General features: G+C 70.9%; 13 protein-coding genes and 1 pseudogene. 8 read left to right on the forward strand and 6 right to left on the reverse strand.

All coding sequences use genetic code 11. The features are described from left to right. Both JAO81_RS20795 and JAO81_RS20800 read right to left on the reverse strand, forming a co-directional pair. A partial coding sequence (locus JAO81_RS20795) for an NAD(P)-binding domain-containing protein (RefSeq protein ID WP_374194320.1) occupies window positions 1-1,081 on the reverse strand: 1,081 nt, incomplete at its 3' end. A 291-nt stretch (window positions 1,082-1,372) separates the two neighbouring features. Further along, window positions 1,373-2,680, reverse strand: a pseudogene (locus JAO81_RS20800) (non-reducing end alpha-L-arabinofuranosidase family hydrolase); the annotation flags it as partial. Between the two features lie 688 nt (window positions 2,681-3,368). Here JAO81_RS20800 and JAO81_RS20805 point away from each other — a divergent pair. After that, window positions 3,369-4,799, forward strand: coding sequence for an endo-1,4-beta-xylanase (locus JAO81_RS20805; protein ID WP_199549400.1), 1,431 nt, complete (start codon window positions 3,369-3,371; stop codon window positions 4,797-4,799). Between the two features lie 52 nt (window positions 4,800-4,851). Here JAO81_RS20805 and JAO81_RS20810 read toward each other — a convergent pair whose 3' ends face one another. Continuing rightward, the gene (locus JAO81_RS20810; RefSeq protein ID WP_199549401.1) at window positions 4,852-5,274 is read right to left on the reverse strand and encodes a secondary thiamine-phosphate synthase enzyme YjbQ; all 423 of its coding nucleotides are present in this window, start codon (window positions 5,272-5,274) and stop codon (window positions 4,852-4,854) included. Window positions 5,275-5,421: 147 nt separating this feature from the next. On the opposite strand from JAO81_RS20810, the gene JAO81_RS20815 reads away from it, so the two are divergent. Genes JAO81_RS20815 through JAO81_RS20825 form a run of 3 tightly spaced genes read left to right on the forward strand, consistent with a single transcriptional unit; the run spans window position 5,422 to window position 9,338 of the window. After that, a complete protein-coding gene (locus JAO81_RS20815) occupies window positions 5,422-6,282 on the forward strand; it encodes an ABC transporter ATP-binding protein (protein ID WP_199549402.1) in 861 nt (286 codons plus the stop codon). Further along, window positions 6,279-7,265: an iron-siderophore ABC transporter substrate-binding protein gene (locus tag JAO81_RS20820; protein WP_199549403.1), complete on the forward strand. Its 987-nt coding sequence runs from the start codon at window positions 6,279-6,281 to the stop codon at window positions 7,263-7,265. Before JAO81_RS20815 ends, JAO81_RS20820 begins: the two co-directional genes overlap by 4 nt. A 3-nt stretch (window positions 7,266-7,268) precedes the next feature. Continuing rightward, the gene (locus JAO81_RS20825) at window positions 7,269-9,338 is read left to right on the forward strand and encodes an iron ABC transporter permease (protein WP_199549404.1); all 2,070 of its coding nucleotides are present in this window, start codon (window positions 7,269-7,271) and stop codon (window positions 9,336-9,338) included. Window positions 9,339-9,349: 11 nt separating this feature from the next. Here JAO81_RS20825 and JAO81_RS20830 read toward each other — a convergent pair whose 3' ends face one another. After that, window positions 9,350-9,796 carry a MerR family transcriptional regulator gene (locus tag JAO81_RS20830; protein WP_199549405.1) on the reverse strand — a complete coding sequence of 149 codons (447 nt, stop codon included), beginning with the start codon at window positions 9,794-9,796 and terminating at the stop codon, window positions 9,350-9,352. 28 nt (window positions 9,797-9,824) lie between these two features. Between JAO81_RS20830 and JAO81_RS20835 the strand changes: the two genes are divergently transcribed. Beyond that, on the forward strand, window positions 9,825-10,691 hold the full coding sequence (locus JAO81_RS20835; protein ID WP_307813517.1) for a methyltransferase domain-containing protein: 867 nt from the start codon (window positions 9,825-9,827) through the stop codon (window positions 10,689-10,691). 91 nt (window positions 10,692-10,782) lie between these two features. Here JAO81_RS20835 and JAO81_RS20840 read toward each other — a convergent pair whose 3' ends face one another. Both JAO81_RS20840 and JAO81_RS20845 read right to left on the reverse strand, forming a co-directional pair. Continuing rightward, window positions 10,783-11,481 carry an HAD family phosphatase gene (locus JAO81_RS20840; RefSeq protein ID WP_199549406.1) on the reverse strand — a complete coding sequence of 233 codons (699 nt, stop codon included), beginning with the start codon at window positions 11,479-11,481 and terminating at the stop codon, window positions 10,783-10,785. Window positions 11,482-11,484: 3 nt separating this feature from the next. Beyond that, window positions 11,485-11,979 carry an Lrp/AsnC family transcriptional regulator gene (locus JAO81_RS20845; protein ID WP_199549407.1) on the reverse strand — a complete coding sequence of 165 codons (495 nt, stop codon included), beginning with the start codon at window positions 11,977-11,979 and terminating at the stop codon, window positions 11,485-11,487. Window positions 11,980-12,215: 236 nt separating this feature from the next. Between JAO81_RS20845 and JAO81_RS20850 the strand changes: the two genes are divergently transcribed. From JAO81_RS20850 to JAO81_RS20860, 3 genes are all read left to right on the forward strand, one after another. Beyond that, window positions 12,216-13,721 carry an FUSC family protein gene (locus JAO81_RS20850; protein WP_199549408.1) on the forward strand — a complete coding sequence of 502 codons (1,506 nt, stop codon included), beginning with the start codon at window positions 12,216-12,218 and terminating at the stop codon, window positions 13,719-13,721. Between the two features lie 179 nt (window positions 13,722-13,900). After that, the gene (locus JAO81_RS20855; protein WP_199549409.1) at window positions 13,901-15,193 is read left to right on the forward strand and encodes a nitric oxide synthase oxygenase; all 1,293 of its coding nucleotides are present in this window, start codon (window positions 13,901-13,903) and stop codon (window positions 15,191-15,193) included. Between the two features lie 47 nt (window positions 15,194-15,240). After that, window positions 15,241-16,242 carry a lactonase family protein gene (locus JAO81_RS20860; RefSeq protein WP_199549410.1) on the forward strand — a complete coding sequence of 334 codons (1,002 nt, stop codon included), beginning with the start codon at window positions 15,241-15,243 and terminating at the stop codon, window positions 16,240-16,242. Window positions 16,243-16,303: the final 61 nt, after the last annotated feature.

A 16,303-nucleotide genomic window follows, 5' to 3' on the forward strand; every position in this document is an offset into this window, starting at 1 on the left:
ACGCCGGCGCCGGCTGCTGTGCCAGCAGGCGCCGGATCTCCGCCACCGCCGCGCGTCCCGCCCGGTTGGCGCCGATCGTGCTCGCCGAAGGCCCGTAACCGACCATGTGGATACGGGGATCGCGTACCGCACGCGTTCCTTCGAGCCGTATCCCGCCGCCCGTCTCGCGCAGCCGCAGCGGTGCGAGGTGGTCGACGACCGGGCGGAAACCGGTGGCCCACAGAATCACATCCGCCCGGATCTCCCGGCCGTCGGCCCAGGCGATGCCGTCCGGCGTGATCCGGTCGAACATCGGCTGCCTGTCGAGCACGCCGTCGGCGATGCCTCGACGAATCGCGTCGTTCAGGGGCAGGCCCGTCACCGAGACGACACTGCGCGGCGGCAGCCCCTGCCGCACCCTGTCCTCGACGAGTGCCACGGCCGCGCGGCCCTCCTCCTCGCCGAACGGGCCCTCGCGGAACACCGGTTCACGCCGGGTGACCCAGGTGGTGGACGCCGCGTACGGCGCGATCTCCAGGAGGTGCTGGGTGCCCGAGGCCCCGCCGCCCACGACCACCACCCGCTGCCCGGCGAACTCCTGCGGCCCGGGGTACTGCGCGGTGTGCAACTGCCGTCCGCGGAAGGTCTCCTGGCCGGGGTAGCGCGGCCAGAACGGCCGGTCCCAGGTGCCCGTCGCATTGATCAGCGCACGGGTGGCGTAGGTGCCTTCGGAGGTCTCGACGAGCAGCCGACCGTCCTCGCCCTCGCGTACGGCGGTGACGTCCACGGGGCGGTGCACGCGCAGGTCGAATTTCTCCTCGTACGCGGTGAAGTACTCGCCGATCACCTCCGAGGAGGGGCGCGCGCCGTCGGCGCCGGTCAGCTCCATGCCCGGCAGGGCATGCATGCCGTGCACGCGCCCGTACGTCAGCGTCGGCCAGCGGAACTGCCAGGCGCCGCCCGGGCGGGGTGCGTGGTCGAGCACCACGAAGTCGCGGTCGGGCTGGTAGCCGGTGCGGCGCAGGTGGTAGGCGGCGGACAGTCCGGCCTGCCCGGCGCCGATGACCACTGCCTCGACGTGCCGTGCTTCTCGTACCCCGATGTCGTTCACGTTTCTACTAACCGTCGGGGTTGCCGGGATCTTCCCGCTCGAGCGGTGTGGTGGGCCCGGCAGTCCGCCGGGCCCACCACACCGGCCCCGTATCGGAGCAGGAGCCGGTCGCGCCGTCAGCGCTGCTGTGTCAGGAGGCCCCGACCGGAGGGGAGGGGGGCGGAGGAGGCCGTAGTCGCCGCCGCTGCTGGGGCTGCGCCCCTGGTAGAGCAGCTGCAGACGGCAGGGGTCGACGGTCATGGTCTGGTCGGGGCTGGTGCGGAGCAGTTCGCCGTGGCTGATGTCGTTCGTCCAGGTCGCGCCGCTGTTGGCCTTGCCGGCGAAGGGGTTGCCCTCGGTCGCGGCCTGGGGTGTCCATGAGCCGCTCAGGCTGGTGGCCGTGAACGAGCGGAAGTAGCGGCCCTGAGCGCCGATCGCCTCGACGATCATGAGGTAGCGGTTCTGGCCCTGGAGCTTGTAGACCTGCGGGGCTTCGAACAGGTTGTTGGTCGTATCGCTCATGATCGTGGTGTAGGTCGAGCCGAAACTACCCGGGAAGTTCCCGATCGGCATGGCGGCCCGGTAGATCTTGCCGTTGTCGCCGGCGAAGAACAGGTACATGTTCGTGCCGTCGGCGATAAGGGTCTGGTCGATGGGGCCTGTTCCGGAGCCGCTGATGCTTCCGGAGAAGAGCTCCCGGGGCGCCGACCAGCCGTTGGGGTTCGTGGGATCGCTCGACGTCCGGTAGGAGAAGGCGGTCGCACCCCACTGGTAGGCGAGCACCCAGATGTCCTTCGGCGCGAAGTGGAAGAGCGTGGGCGCGACGGTGGAGGCCGACATCGCGTTCTGGCCGGCGGAGGCCATCTGGGACCAGTCGGTGAAGGGGGTGAAGTTCATCGAGCCCCAGCTCGTGCCCGTGTCGTGCGTCGTCGCATAGACGAGTTGCCTGCCGTTGTGCGGAACGACGGTGAAGTCCTTGAGCGAGACCCAGCCCGGCTTGGGCTGTGCCAGCGCGCCCGTCGATGTCCAGCGGTAGGTCGACGGAAGGTCGCAGGGCCCGTTGCCGCCGCTGACCTTGACGAACTGCCACTGCTGGTTGGCGCCGCCCCAGTCGTCGTACTGGACGATGTTGGCGTTGTCGGCGGTGGATGCGCCCTGCACTTCGAGGGCCTTGTTGCTGTGGCGGGCGATCAACCGCACGTAGCCGTCCGGGCTGTCGGCCAGCCGCCACTGCTGGTTGGTGCCGTTCAGGTCGGCCCACTGGACGATCGCGCCGCCATTGGCGGTGGAGAAGTTATGGACGTCGAGCACCTTGCCGGAGTGCCGGGACTTGATGCGGTAGTACCCGCCGCCGGAGTCGACGAACTGCCACTGCTGCTGGCTCTGATCGTTCCTCGTCCACTGGGTGATCCGGGCGCCGTCGTTCGTCGCCAGGTTGTACACGTCGAGGGCCTTGCCGCTGGTGCGATTGACCAGCACGTACGAGGCGTTGGGGTCGACGGTTGCGGCGGCTGCCGGCTGGGCACCGAGGAAGCCGGCCACGAGCAGTAAGGGCGCGAGGGCGGCGAGCAGGCGTTTCAGGCGGACTGGGGACGCAAGGTGGAACCGCATCGGGCGGCCTCCTTTTCCGAGAGAGGGCAGAGATCGGTCGCAGCTGCAAACAAGCTGGTGCCTGTGGGGCGCTCTCGCCGGAGCGTCTCGCTCTTGGTCGAGGTGAGAGGTCTCCGGCCTCAGGCGTACGGACGGCGGTCGGTTGTGGCCGCTGCCGCCGGAGTGTCTTCAAGCCGACGGGCCCTGCCGTTGCCCCGGAGGTTCTGGTCAGGTGGATCTCTGGAGCGGGAACGACCCGTCGATCGCGAAAGCCTTCCGAGAATTTCTCGGTTCCTTTCGACGGCACAAGCTAGGAATGCGAAGGCGCCAGGTCAAGACCTGCCGCTGATCTGTCTGCAATTAGCGCCCCGTCCAAGGGACTTGACCGACGCCGTCGAGAGGTCGGCGAGAGACTCCCTCGACTGGCGTCGGTCCGAAAAGTTTCGGGACAGGAACGGAAACTAGTTCTGCGCGAAGCATTGACGATCCACCGTCAATCCCTCAATCATCCCTGTCTGAAGAGCCGACCACAGTTCGATATGTCGAACGATGCGAGTTCCGATCCACCTGCACCGCATGACAGTTCCGCGCATCACAGCACCCGCGCCACCCCGTCTTTCCGTTCCCACGAGGTTCGCACCAGCGCATTCCGCCGCCTCGCGTCCGGCCGCAGCAGTCCCTTCGTGATCTCTACCCTGGAGGCACAGTCATGGGCTCGTATGCCATCCCCCCACCCGCCGTCCGCCGAAAGCTGGGTGGTCTGCTCACCGCGCTGATCGTCGGCGTCCTGGTCGCGGTCGGCACACTGGTCGCGCCGACAGGCGCACACGGCGCCGAGAACACGCTCGGCGCCGCGGCAGCACAGAGCGGGCGCTACTTCGGCACCGCCATCGCCTCGGGCAGGCTGGGCGACTCGGCGTACACGACGATCGCGGGCCGTGAGTTCAACTCGGTGACGGCCGAGAACGAGATGAAGATCGACGCCACCGAACCTCAGCGTGGGCAGTTCAACTTCGCCGCCGGTGACCGCGTCTACAACTGGGCGGTGCAGAACGGCAAGCAGGTACGCGGCCACACCTTGGCCTGGCACTCCCAGCAGCCCGGCTGGATGCAGAGCCTCAGCGGCAGCTCGCTGCGCCAGGCGATGATCGACCACATCAACGGCGTGATGGGCCACTACAAGGGCAAGATCAAGCAGTGGGACGTCGTGAACGAGGCCTTCGTCGACGGCACTTCGGGAGCTCGGCGCGACTCCAACCTGCAGCGCACCGGAAACGACTGGATCGAGGTCGCCTTCCGTACCGCGCGAGCCGCCGACCCGGCCGCCAAGCTCTGCTACAACGACTACAACGTGGAGAACTGGACCTGGGCCAAGACCCAGGCCATGTACGCCATGGTCCGTGACTTCAAGCAGCGCGGCGTGCCGATCGACTGCGTCGGGTTCCAGTCGCACTTCAACAGCGACAGCCCCTACAACAGCAACTTCCGTACCACCTTGCAGAGTTTCGCCGCCCTCGGCGTCGACGTGGCCATCACCGAACTCGACATCCAGGGCGCCTCGGCCGCCACCTACGCCAATGTGACCAACGACTGCCTGGCCGTCCCGCGCTGCCTCGGCATCACCGTCTGGGGTGTGCGCGACACCGACTCCTGGCGACCGGAGCACAGCCCGCTGCTGTTCAACGGCGACGGCAGCAAGAAGCCCGCGTACACCGCGGTCCTCAACGCACTCAACGGCGGCTCCACCACGCCCCCCGAGGGTTCCGGGCAGATCAAGGGCGTCGCTTCGGGCCGCTGCCTGGACGTGCCGAACGCGGGCACCGCCGACGGTGCCCAGGTCCAGCTGTGGGACTGCCACAGCGGCACCAACCAGCAGTGGACGCACACCGCCGCCGGTGAACTCAGGGTCTACGGCAACAAATGCCTGGACGCGGCCGGCACCGGCAACGGCAGCAAGGTCCAGATCTACAGCTGCTGGGGCGGCGACAACCAGAAATGGCGCCTCGCCTCCGACGGAACGATCGTCGGCGTCCAGTCCGGCCGCTGCCTCGACGCCACCGCGGCCGGCACCGCCAACGGCACCCTGATCCAGCTCTACTCCTGCTCGAACGGCAGCAATCAACGCTGGACCCGCACCTGACCCAGCGGGCATCCCCGCCCGTGGGCTTCGTGGTCTCGGTTGAGCTTCCTGGTCAGCCCAGGAAGCTCAACCGCACCCGCCGCTCCGGGTTGTCCACATTGGTGTCCACCAGGCACACCGACTGCCAAGTCCCCAGCTCCAGGCTCCCCTCGATCACCGGCAGGGTCGCGTGCGGCGCCACGAGCGCCGGCAGGACGTGGTCACGGCCGTGGCCGGGGGAGCCGTGGGCGTGCTGCCAGCGGTCGTCGGCCGGGAGGAGCGAGTGCAGGGCGGCGAGCAGGTCGTCGTCGCTGCCCGCGCCCGTCTCGATGACGGCGATCCCCGCCGTGGCGTGCGGCACGAAGATATTGAGGAGTCCGTCGCGGCCGGACGCCACGTCGCGGAGGAAGGCCTCGCAGTCGCGGGTGAGGTCGACCACCCGTTCCGAGGTGCCGGTGGACAGGTGGAGGATGCGGCTCGTGAAGGCATCGGACATGCCGTCCATTGTCCCGGCTTCGCGGCGTTCGTGACGCCCCAGGGGTGAGCGAAAAGCTGAGCCTCAGGAGAAGGGTGAGACTTCCGGGGTCCGTTGCAGGTCAGACTCCCGTATGGCGTAGGCCTAAGGTTAGGCTAACCTTCCGGCGTGCGAGTTGTTGAAGAGAGCTCCGAGGACCGGCGTTCGCGCGGACACGAGTTGTCCGCCACGGATGTCACCGTGGCCTATGACGGCGTCGACGTCGTCCATGGCGCCGTGATGACGCTGCGCCCCGGCGAAGTCACCGTGCTCGTCGGGCCGAACGGCAGCGGCAAGTCCACGCTGCTGCGGGCGCTCGCGCGGCTGCAGCGGCCACGGACCGCGACCCTCACGCTCGACGAGGACACCGACGGACTCGCTTTGAGCCCGCGGGAGTTCGCCCGCAGCGTCGCCCTGCTCACCCAGGGCCGGCCCACGCCCAGCGGACTGACCGTGCGCGACGTCGTCGAGTTCGGCCGCTACCCGTATCGCAGCCGCTGGGGCAAGACCGATCCGGGCGGCACGGAAGCCGTGGACCGCGCGCTCACGATGACGGACATGGCCGGCCTCGCCGAGCGCGGGGTCGAGCACCTCTCCGGCGGTCAGCTGCAGCGGGTCTGGCTCGCCGGCTGTCTCGCCCAGGAGACCGGCGTCCTGCTCCTCGACGAACCCACCAACCACCTCGACCTGCGCTACCAGGTCGAACTCCTCGACCTGATGCGCGATCTCGCGGACGGCCACGGCATCGCCGTCGGCGCCGTCCTGCACGACCTCGACCAGGCCTCGGCCGTCGCCGACCGGATCGTGCTGCTGTGCGACGGCCGGGTCATCGGCGACGGCGACCCCGAGGACGTGCTCACCGCCGAGCGGCTCACCGAGACGTACGGCATCCGTATCGAGGTCGACACAGATCCCCTCACCGGCCATCTGCGCACCCGCGCGATAGGCCGTCACCACTCGCGAAGCGAAAGGCTCACCACCCAGTCATGAGGCGCATTCTGCTCGCCGCGGCCGTCACCACGGCAGCGGCTCTCACTCTGTCCGCCTGCGGAACCACCGAGCCCGCCGCCGACAAGAAGGACGACAAGAAGTCGTCCGAGGCCATCAACCTCACCGACGGCACCGGTGCCAAGGTCAAGCTCGACGGACCGGCCAAGAAGGTCATCGCCACCGAGTGGAATATCGTCGAGCACCTCGTCGAACTCGGCGTGGACCCGGCGGGCGTCTCCGACGTCAAGGGCTACAAGCAGTGGGACCAGGCCGTCCCGCTGACGAGCAACCCCAAGGACATCGGCACCCGCGGCGAGCCCAGCATGGACTCCATCGCGGCGCTCTCGCCGGACCTGATCGTGGCGACCACGGACCTCCCCGCGGCCGCGATCAAGCAGCTCAAGAAGGTCGGCACGGTCATCACGCTGAAGCCCGCCGACGCCAAGGACCCGTTCGGTCAGATGACCAAGAACCTGGACCTCCTGGCCCAGGCCACCGGCACCACCGACAAGGCCGACCAGCTCAAGAAGGACTTCGACGCCAAGGTCGAAGAGGGCAAGAAGGCGCTCGCCGACGCCGATCTCGCCGGTGCGAACCTCGCGTTCGCCGACGGCTACGTCGACGGTAACCAGGCCTCGATCCGCCCGTTCACCAGCGGTTCGCTGATCGGCGCCGTCAACGAGAAGCTCGGTCTGAAGAACGCCTGGACCGTCGAGGGCGACCCGGCCTACGGCCTGGGCACGACCGACCTCGAGGGCCTCACCAAGCTGCCCGAGGACGTCCACTTCGCCTACATCGCGAACAAGGACGACAAGTCCAGCACCCCGTTCACCGGCATCTTCGCCAAGGACAAGGTGTGGACCTCGCTGCCGTTCGTGAAGGCCGGCAATGTGCACCGGCTCGACGACGGTATCTGGATGTTCGGCGGCACCGGGTCGATGAGCGCCTACATCGACAACCTCGTGAAGGCGCTGACCAAGTAACCGATGGCCGTCACCGCAACCACCCCCGCAACCCGTCCGCAGGCGGCCGCACCGTCCCGTTCGGGCGCGGCCGCGGTGACGGCCCTCCTGGTCCTCGTCGTGGCCGTGCTCGCGGCCGTCGACATCACCCAGGGCACCGCCGACGTGGGCGCCTTCGAGGTCTGGAAGGCGCTCACGGGGCAGGCCGAAGCAGGCGACTCCTCCGTGGTGATCGCCTCCCGGCTGCCGCGCATGGTCGCCGGTCTGCTCATCGGCGCCGTACTCGGCATGGCAGGTCACACGCTGCAGGCCATCAGCCGCAATGTGATCGCCTCGCCCGACACCCTCGCCGTCAACGCCGGTTCGTACTTCGCCCTCGGCGTCGCCGCGGCCACCGGCGTCTCGCTGCCGCTGCTCGCCTCCTCGGGCATCGCCTTCTTCGGCGGGCTCGCCGCCGGCGCGGTCGTCCTGGCCCTGTCCGGTCTCGGTGCCGGCACCGTACGCCTCGTGCTTGCGGGCACCGCCCTCACGCTGGGCCTGACGTCCATCACCGAAGGCCTGTTGCTGCTGTTCCCGCTGGAGACCGAGGGCCTCCACGAGTGGAACCAGGGCAGCATCGCGCAGAACGGCTTCGACGGCATCCTGCAGATGCTCCCGGTCGCCGTCCTCGCACTCGTCGGCCTGATGCTCCTCGCGCGCCGCGTCGACGCCCTTGCGCTCGGCGACGACGCCGCCCGCGGTGTCGGCGTGCCGGTACGCTCCACCCGCGTCACGGCCGTGACGCTCGCGGCCCTGCTCTCGACAGCCGCCGTCACCCTCGCGGGCCCCATCGGCTTCGTCGGTCTGTGCGCTCCGGCGCTCGTACGGTTCCTCGCACGCCGTTTCCGTACCTTCAACAAGTCCCGGGCGAGCCTGCCGTTCTCGGCGCTCGCCGGGGCCGCCCTGGTGCTCGGCTCCGACGTGGTCCTGCGGGCCCTCGTCCCCGCCGACACCGCTGTCGCGGTGCCCACCGGCGTGGTCACCAGCCTGGTCGGCGCGGTGTTCCTGGTCGTCCTCGCCGCACGGGTCAAGGACGCGGGCGGTTCGGTCGCGGCCGACCGGCTGCGGATCCGCAGCCGGGGCGTCTTCCTCACCACCACCGTCGTCCTCGTCATCGCCCTCGTCGGCGTGATGATCGCGTCCGTGCTGCTCGGTGACGCCAAGCTGCTGCTCGGCGACGTCCTCAACTGGGTGCAGGGCAGGGCCGCCCGGAGCGTGTCCTTCGTCCTCGACACCCGTATGCCGCGCGTCACGGCGGCCCTGCTCGCGGGCGGCGCACTCGCGCTCGCCGGCACGCTCATCCAGGCCGTGACCCGCAACCCGCTCGCTGAACCGGGCACCTTGGGCGTCTCGAACGGTGCGGCCGTCGGCGCGATCCTCCTGATCACCACCGTGCCGACGGCCGGCGGATGGGAGGTGGCGGCCGCGGCACTGGTCGGCGCGACGGTCACCGCGGCGATCGTCTTCGGCCTCTCCGCCAGGGGCGGCTTCCAGCAGAACCGGGTGGTGCTCGTCGGCTTCGGTATGGCGACGGCCGGGTACGCGCTGACCAGCCTGATGATCATCCTCACCGACCCGTTCAACGCGACCAAGGCCCTGACCTGGCTCTCCGGCTCCACCTACGGCCGGACCTTCGTCGACACCTGGCCCCTCGCGGTGGTGCTCGCCGCCGGTGTCGCCATCTCGGTGGCCCGCCGCGCCGAACTGGACCTCGTCTCACTCGACGAGGACACCCCGCGCCTGCTCGGACTCAACCTCGGCAGGGGACGCCTGGGCTTCCTGGTACTCGCCGTCCTGCTCACCGCGACCGCGGTGGCCGCCGCCGGCACCATCGCCTTCGTCGGCCTCGTGGCCCCGCATGCGGCCCGCGCCCTGGTCGGCCGTCAGCACGCCCGCGTCGTGCCGGTCTCGGTACTGCTCGGCGCGATCCTCGTCTGCACGGCCGACGTGGTCGGCCGCACGGTCATCGCTCCCGCGCAGCTGGGCGCGGGTCTGATGACCGCGGTGATCGGCACGCCGTACTTCCTGTATCTGCTGGTACGCAGCCGGCGCTAGCTGCTGTCCGTTCAGCCGTGGCCCGGGGTGCCGACGTGCCCCGGGCCACGCTCTTGTTCCCGGGCCCGCCGCGCCACGATCGTCTGGAAGTTGGGGCAGGTCAGCAGGTCCTCATGAGGGCAGTCCAAGCCGCACTCCACGAGGGCGAGCTGGGCCTGGAGCCGCGCGATGTCGGCCTGCAGAGCGGCCCGACGGTCCGCGAGCAGCACGCGACGCGGCGCACCGGCACGCGCGGACGTGAGTGTGTGGATCTCGGCCAGGGAGAGCCCGGCGTCCTTGGCACACAGGATCGCGCCGACCCGGAGCAGGTCCTCCTGCCCGTACACACGGCGCCCCGCGGGATCCCGGCCGGGAGCCAGCAGGCCGACTCTCTCCCAGTGGCGCAGGACATGGGTGGCGAGCCCGTAGTGCTCCGCGAGCTCGCCAATGCTCAAGGCCCCGGCCGGTGTTGACTTCATGCCGACATGAAGTCGCACTCTGGGGCGTATGTCCACTCACCCCACGCGGGCAGAGTCCGCGCACCCCGCCCTGTCCGAGTCCGCGCGCTCCGGCCCGTCCGAGTCCGCGCACCCCACCCCACCCGACACCGCGCACGGTCAGCAGCCCGGCCAGGACCCGGTCCCTGAGCTGATCGCCCTGCTCGACGCCCTGGACGCCATGCCCGTGGCCCGCCGGCTGCGCGGCCGTACGTACGACCTGCTGGAAGCCGGTCCCGGCAGCCGGATCGTCGACGCGGGCTGCGGCGCAGGGCGGGCGGGCGCCGGGCTCACCGAGACCGGCGCCCGGGCCACCCGGGTCGCCCTCCGTCCCCGCGTGCTGCACGTCGCCCGCGAGCGCTGCCCGAAGGGGGACTTCCGCGAGGGCGATCTCGCGGAACTTCCTTTCGGCGACGCCACGTTGGACGGCTACCGCGCCGACAAGGTCCTGCACACCCTTCCCGACCCGGCGCGGGCCGTGGCCGAGGCCGCGCGCGTGCTGGTGTCCGGCGGGCGTGCCGTGCTCGTGGGGCAGGACTGGGACACCCTCGTCATCGACTCCGGCGACCCGGCCCTGACCCGCACGATCGTGCAGGCCCGCGCCGACCTGACCACCAGCCCGCGGGCCGCCCGGGCCCATCGCGCCCTGCTGCTCGACGCGGGCTTCACGGAGATCGGCGTGGAGGTGCACACCGCCGTCTTCACCGGGGGCTCCGCCCTGCCGCTGCTCACCGGAGTGGCCTCGGCGGCCCACGAAGCGGGCGCGGTCACCGCGGACGAGGCCGGGCGCCGGCTCGCCCACCCGCCCCGGGGGGCCGCCGCGGACCGGTTCTTCGTGGCGATCCCGATGTTCCTGGCCGTCGGCACGAAACCCTGAGAGACCTGAGTGCCCTGAGAGCCGTGTGCGTCATCCGAGCCCTGAGAGCCGAATGCGTCAGCGGGCGGTCAAGTCCCGGCCGGGCGCGGTCTCAGTGACCGCTCAGCCAGTCGTACGCGGCCTGCGCCGTGAACTCCCGCTGGCCGCCGCGGAACAGCAGACCCGCGGTCGCGAACTCCGCGTCGTCCGCCGCCGAAGCCACGTACGGAATCGCGATGCAGCGCATCCCGGCCTTGTGCGCCGCCACCGTGCCGGGCGCCGCGTCCTCGAGGACCACGCAGTCCGCCGGCTGCACACCGAGCCGGCGGGCCGCCTCGAGGAACACATCCGGCTCCGGCTTGCCGTGCGCCACCTCGTCGGCCGAGACGGCCATCGTCAGATACGCGTCCAGGCCGGTGCCCTCGAGGATCGCGTGGATCGCGGCGAGCGAGGAACCGGAGGCCACGATCATGGGAACCCCGTCCTCGTGCAGCCGCCGCACGAACGTCACCATCTCCGGGTACGCATGCGTGGAGCGGCGGGCGAGCCGCAGGTAGATGGAGTTCTTCTCGTCCAGGAGCTCGTCGAGGGGATCCGTGATGCCGTACTTGTCCTGCCAGATCTGCAGCGTCTCGGCGGTGGACACACCGATGTACTGCTCGTGCTCCTGCCAGGTGAGTGTCACCCCGTAGCGCGCGAGCACCTCGCGTCCGGCTTCGAAGTAGTTGGGCTCGCTGTCGACGAGGGTGCCGTCGAGGTCGAAGACGACCGCCGTACGGCCGAGAGGACTGGTGCTGTTCGAGGTGCTCATACGTCAAGCATGCCGTGGCCGTCCGGCCTCGGCGGCCCGGCCCACCTGTTCCACCAGCGGAAGCACCCGGTGCGGCACCCGCTCGCGCAGCGCCACCTCGGTGCGGGTGCGGACCACGCCGGGCAGCGAGATCAGCTGCTGGATGACGTCCTCCAGATGCGCGTTGTCCCGGGCCGCCACCCGGGTCAGCAGATCCCCGCCCCCCGTGATCGAGAACGCCTCGATGATCTCCGGCACCTGGGCGAGAGCGTCCCCCACATCGTCGAGATGCCCCTGGGTCACCTCGACGTGCACGAAGGCGAGGACGGGATGGCCGAGCGCACCCGGTGACAGCGTCGGCCCGGACCCGGTGATCACCCCGTCCCGCTCAAGGCGGTCGAGCCGCGCCTGCAGGGTGCCGCGCGCGATGCCCAGGATCCGCGCGTACTCCCGCACGCTCGTGCGGGGCTGTTCGATCAGCAGACGCAGAATCCGTGCATCCAGCGCATCGACTGCCATTGGCCCTCCAGTGGCCGTACGAATGAAGCTTCGACTGTACCAACGGCTCAGCGTAGTCGACCTGAGTTGAGCCACTAGGCCCGTGAATGCTTTCCTTAGGCGGTCGATGGCGCTGCGGGAGCTTCCGCGGCGCTTTTTCATGTCCGTGCGCGGCCCCAGGCCGGGCGGACCACGGAGCGAGGGCGTACGCGGGGAACGCGCGCGCCAGGCGGGGGTGAGTGAGCGCGGTGAAGAGGATGTTCGTCGCACCGGATCCGGGACGGCTGCGCCTGCGGGTCTCCTTGCGAGCGGTGCTCGGTATCGGCCTGGCCGTCGCGGCCGCCGAACTCGCCGGGTTCTCCCTGACGGCCTCCATCACCGGCGGGCTCGCCGCCCTGCTCGCGCTCTTCACCGTCGCCGACGCCACCGTCCGTCGCCAGGCCGTGACCACCGCGCTGCTCCCGGCGGCCGGCTTCCCGGTCCTCGCGCTCGCCGCCTCGCTGCACGGGGTGCCGCTCGCCCGGGACGCGGCCTTCGTGGCCGTGGTCTTCGCCGGTGTGTACGCGCGGCGCTGGGGTGCGCGCGGGCATGCGCTCGGGATCTTCGCGTTCATGATGTTCTTCGTCACGCAGTTCCTGCACGCGCTGCCCGCTCAACTCCCCGAGCTGTACGCCTCCGTGGCCATCGCCCTGGCCGCCTCATCGACGGTCCGCTTCGGCCTGTGGTGCATCGAGCGCCGCACCCCGCCCGCCGTACCGCCCGCCCCGCTCGAGGGGCGGGGTCTCGCCCGGCCGAGCACCCGGCAGGCGTTCCAGGCCGCGGCGGCCTGCACGTTCGCCGTGGCCCTCGGACAGTTCGTCTCGGGCGACCGCTGGTACTGGGCCGTCGGCACCGCCTGGTGGATCTTCGTGAACACCGCGTCGCGCGGCGAGACGCTCGTGCGCGGATTCCGCCGCGTCCTCGGCACGGTCATCGGTATCGCGGCAGGACTGCTGATCGCCGTACCGCTGCACGGAGCGCCCGCGCCGACCGCCGCCCTGGTGGCCGTCTGCGTCTTCGGGATCTTCTACACCGCGGCGCCCTCGTACAGCTGGATGATGTTCTTCGTCACCGTGATGGCGGGCCTCCTGTACGGGCTGCTCGGTGTGCTCCACCCCGGACTGCTCGGGCTCCGTTTCGTCGAGACCGCCGTGGGCGCCCTGGGTGCGGCGCTCGCCGTGCTGTTCGTGCTGCCGATCACCACACACCGTGCGACGGACGCCTGGATCAAGCGCGCCCTCGGCCGCGTGCACACCTGCACCACCGAGGCCGCGCGAAGGCTCGCCGGTGACCCGTCGGCCGACGCGGCGCTCCTCAAGGAGGCACTCGGTGACCTGGAGGCGCTGCTCGCCCGGGTACGGATGGCTCTCGCCCCGCTCGTCCACCCGCTGAGCCCCCAGCGCGCCCGCAAGCAGCGCGCCCGTCAGATCCTTGCCCTGCTCGACGACTGCGCCCGCGAGATCCGGGGCCTGGCCGCGATCGCCGCCGACCCCGTCGCCTCGCACGACGCCCGGCTCACCGCCGCGTGCGCACGTGTGGAGACCGCGGTCGCCGCGCTCGTCGGCGCCGAGGCAGGCAGCGCGCACCACCCGGAACCACTCGCCGCACCCGCGCACCCCGCTGCCGAACCGGCCCTCGAGCACCTGCACGCACTGGAGCGGGCGCTCGTCTCGCTGGCCGCGCCCTTGCGTCAGGCTCCGCGCTCCCCGCTGGCCGGGGCCTGACAACAGCGCCCCGGCGCCCCACCTGCGGCATGTACAGCCGGCCCCTGAATGGGGCACTTTCACGGGGCACATACACGGTGGGTCAGTGGGGGCCGGGGGTAAGCCCCGCGTCACACAGGGGATCAGCGCACGGGCCGTGCGGGAGCGGCCCGTGTTCCCAGGACGCGGGAGGACACACCATGCGCAACTTCCTGCGCCGTGACCAGGCCACCCTCACCGGTCTCGGCCATGCGCCCGAGGGCACCACCCCCTCCGCTCTGCTTCCCGATGCTCTTCCGCAGCACGACGGCCGGTCGGCAGATGCCGAAAAGCTCCGCGACCACCCCGGCCACGATCAGCGGTCGCTGTGGCGGCAAGCCGCCGAATTCATCGCCCACCACCACCGGGAGGACCTGGCCGGCGCGGATCCGGCCCGCAGACTCGCGCAGGTCCGCGCCGAACTCGACTCCACCGGCACCTACCGGCACACCGACGACGAGCTGGCCTTCGGGGCACGGGTCGCCTGGCGCAACGCCAACCGCTGCATAGGCCGCCTGTACTGGCGCTCACTGCGCATCCGCGACCGGCGACACCTCACCGGCGCCGAGGACATCGCCGCCGAGTGCGTCACGCATCTGCGCGAGGCCGCGAACGGGGGCCGCATCCGCCCCCTGATCACCGTCTTCGCCCCCGACCGTCCGGGCCGCCCGGCGCCCCGGATCTGGAACGAGCAGCTCATCCGGTACGCCGGCTACACCGCCGAGGACGGCACGGTCACGGGTGACCCGCGCAACGCCGGACTCACCGCACTCGCCCACTCCCTCGGCTGGCCCGGCGGCCCCGGCACCCCCTTCGACGTACTGCCGTTGGTGATCCAGGAACCGGGCAGCTGCCCGCGCTGGTATCCGCTGCCGCCCGACGCCGTACTCGAAGTACCGATCGAACACCCGGAGTTCGGCTGGTTCCATCTGCTCGGCCTGCGCTGGCACGCCGTACCCGCACTCGCCGACATGTGCCTCGAGATCGGCGGCATCTGCTACCCGAGCGCTCCGTTCAACGGCTGGTACATGGGGACGGAGATCGGCGCGCGCAACTTCGCCGACACCGACCGCTACGACCTGCTCCCCGTGATCGGCGCCCGCCTCGGCCTCGATCTGCGCGACGAGCGTTCGCTCTGGCGCGACCGGGCTCTCGTCGAACTCAACCGGGCCGTCCTGCACTCCTTCGACCGCGCGGGCGTCACCGTCACCGACCACCACACCGAATCCCGCCGCTTCCTCACCCATATCGGCCGCGAGGAGCGCAGCGGCCGCCCCGTGGGCGCGGACTGGTCGTGGATCGTGCCGCCGATCTCGGGCTCGGCGACACCGGTCTTCCACCGGACGTACGACACGACGGAGCACCATCCCGCCTATGTGCACCATCCCGACGCCCGGGCGCGGGCGGCCGGATCCGGTACGTTCAGCGCCTCCGACGGGTGCCCGATGGTCTAGACCGGCTGCTACTGTCGCCCCGAACTCACGCGGACGGAAGGCGGCACATGGCGGGCGCACGGGCGTACATCGGTTCCTTCACCTCGGCGGGCGGACCCGGGGTCACGGTGGCGGACGTCGATCCCGCCACCGGGGCGCTCAGCGTGGTCGCGGCGACGGACGCGCTCGCCGATCCCTCGTATCTCACCCTGCACGACGGCCTGTTGTACGCCGTGTCGGAGGCGAACGAGGGCTCGGTCGGCGTCTTCGGCCTGACCGCGGACGAGCCCCGCCTGCTCGGGACGCCGCGGCCCGTACAGGGCTCGGGTCCGACGCATCTCGCCGTGGCCGGCGGTCACGTCCTGACCGCCAATTACGGCTCGGGAAGCGTGTCCGCGCTGCCGCTGGGACAGGGGGCCGCGAGCGTCGTCCAGCACGAGGGCTCCGGTCCGAACCAGGCGCGCCAGGAAGGTCCGCACGCCCACCAGGTGCTGCCGGACCCGAGCGGCCGCTGGATCCTCAGCGTGGACCTCGGGACGGACTCGGTGCGGGTCTGCGCTTTCGACGAGGGCGCGTTCGTGGTCCATCGGGAAGTGGCCTTGCGGGCGGGCAGCGGACCTCGGCATCTCGCGTTCGATCCGGCCGGCGGCTTCGTGTACGTCCTGAACGAGCTGGACCCCACACTCACGGTCTGCTCCTGGGACGCGGACGCCGGCCTCCTGGCGCCGCTGCGCGAGGTGCCCGTGCTCGCCGAGGAGCCGAAGGGCGACGCCTACCCCTCCGCGATCACGGTCTCGCCCGACGGGCACTTCCTGTGGACGGCGACCCGCGGCGAGGACGTCATCTCCACCTTCTCGCTCGCGGACGGCGCCCCGGCCCTCGTGGCCGTCTCCGTCTGCGGCGGGCACTGGCCGCGCGACCTGGCCGTGCACCCTTCGGGCCGGTTCCTGTACGCGGCCAACGAGCGGTCGGGCGACGTGACGTGGTTCGGCACGGGCGCCGACGGCGTTCCGGTGCGTGCGGGGTCGGTCGCGGTACCGGCGGCCTCCTGCGTGGCGTTCTCGGGCTGAGGCCGTCGAGTCGTTCGGGAGGGGGGTGGGCCCGCCGGCCCGGCTCCGGCCCCCCCCGCCG

It is taken from the genome of Streptomyces sp. N35 (genome assembly GCF_016464295.1).
In the GTDB taxonomy this organism is placed as follows: domain Bacteria; phylum Actinomycetota; class Actinomycetes; order Streptomycetales; family Streptomycetaceae; genus Streptomyces.

Excerpts from the sequence above, each read along its gene's own strand:
- JAO81_RS20805 (WP_199549400.1), top strand. The coding sequence starts at position 3,369 with ATGGGCTCGTATGCCATCCCCCCACCCGCCGTCCGCCGAAAGCTGGGT.
- JAO81_RS20810 (WP_199549401.1), bottom strand. The coding sequence starts at position 5,274 with ATGTCCGATGCCTTCACGAGCCGCATCCTCCACCTGTCCACCGGCACC.
- JAO81_RS20820 (WP_199549403.1), top strand. The coding sequence starts at position 6,279 with ATGAGGCGCATTCTGCTCGCCGCGGCCGTCACCACGGCAGCGGCTCTC.
- JAO81_RS20825 (WP_199549404.1), top strand. The coding sequence starts at position 7,269 with ATGGCCGTCACCGCAACCACCCCCGCAACCCGTCCGCAGGCGGCCGCA.
- JAO81_RS20830 (WP_199549405.1), bottom strand. The coding sequence starts at position 9,796 with ATGAAGTCAACACCGGCCGGGGCCTTGAGCATTGGCGAGCTCGCGGAG.
- JAO81_RS20835 (WP_307813517.1), top strand. The coding sequence starts at position 9,825 with ATGTCCACTCACCCCACGCGGGCAGAGTCCGCGCACCCCGCCCTGTCC.
- JAO81_RS20840 (WP_199549406.1), bottom strand. The coding sequence starts at position 11,481 with ATGAGCACCTCGAACAGCACCAGTCCTCTCGGCCGTACGGCGGTCGTC.
- JAO81_RS20845 (WP_199549407.1), bottom strand. The coding sequence starts at position 11,979 with ATGGCAGTCGATGCGCTGGATGCACGGATTCTGCGTCTGCTGATCGAA.
- JAO81_RS20850 (WP_199549408.1), top strand. The coding sequence starts at position 12,216 with ATGTTCGTCGCACCGGATCCGGGACGGCTGCGCCTGCGGGTCTCCTTG.
- JAO81_RS20855 (WP_199549409.1), top strand. The coding sequence starts at position 13,901 with ATGCGCAACTTCCTGCGCCGTGACCAGGCCACCCTCACCGGTCTCGGC.
- JAO81_RS20860 (WP_199549410.1), top strand. The coding sequence starts at position 15,241 with ATGGCGGGCGCACGGGCGTACATCGGTTCCTTCACCTCGGCGGGCGGA.